This window comes from Anaerococcus lactolyticus ATCC 51172, from assembly GCF_000156575.1.
GTDB lineage: Bacteria > Bacillota > Clostridia > Tissierellales > Peptoniphilaceae > Anaerococcus > Anaerococcus lactolyticus.
The window spans coordinates 1-978 of the sequence record NZ_GG666045.1 but is presented as its reverse complement, the minus strand read 5'-3'; the positions used below and the strand labels follow the sequence as shown (position 1 = coordinate 978).

At 27.6% G+C, this 978-nt stretch carries 1 protein-coding gene; it reads right to left on the bottom strand.

Going from position 1 to position 978, the window contains the following annotated elements:
* On the bottom strand, window positions 1-978 hold a 978-nt coding region (locus HMPREF0072_RS02550; protein ID WP_039931022.1), incomplete at both ends, for a MobA/MobL family protein.

Sequence of the window (978 nt, the reverse complement as noted above, 5' to 3'; positions counted from 1 at the left end):
ATCTTTGCTTTTTTATTTAGTTTGTAACTATTAGACTTTAAAGTTTCTATTTTTGTTTGTAACTGACCTATGGTTTCTATGTTATTTTTTCTTAAATAACTATATGCACTTGTTAGCTTTTTGAAGTCATATTTTTCTTTATTAGTTTTTGCATATCCTTTTAGATATTTACTTTTTTCTTTTTGAATTTCTGAATAAGTTAATAGATAATTTGTTAGATTAAAAAGTTTAGGGTTGTCTATTACCTTATCTCTTTCTATATCCTTAAATTTTTCATAAGCAGTAGATAGGTTATCTAATAAATTTCCTATCCAACCCTTTAATGTTTTTATCTCTTCTTTTATTGTTTTTACCAAGTCATTATATTTTCTTATTTCTCTATTATAGTTTCCCTTGTCAGTTTCTATTCCCTTTCGTTCCATTGCACTTGCTGCTGATCCTAAGTGGATTGTCGGTAGATAATCTGAATTTTGTCTTTTAAAACTTCTATGGTCTACTCTTTTTTCTATCTTGTTTTTTGCTAGATATTCATTGCAAAGGTATGAAAAATTTTCTCTCCATTTTTCTACATTGCCCTTATCGTTCCAGGTTGTTAGTTCTACTTTTCTTGTTTTAGGTTTTCCATTTTTGTTTAATACTTTTTCTCCTTTTTCATCTAGGATATATTCTTTTTTTGACTTTGCTAAGAACTCTCCTTTTTCGTTTATGGGTCGCATTATGGTCATTATATGACAATGAATATTTCCATTTTTATCTTGACTCTCATCATGAATTGCATAATCTACTATCATTCCTTGTGATGTTAGATTTTCTTTTATAAATCTTTCGACTAGGTTTTTATTTTCACTTAAAGATAATTCTTTTGGTAGTCCTATTATGAATTGTCTTGCTAGTTGTGCATTAGAATTTTTTTCTGCCATTTCTACTTTATTCCATAAGGTCGACCTATCATTAAATTCTTTTGGTATATGATCAGGT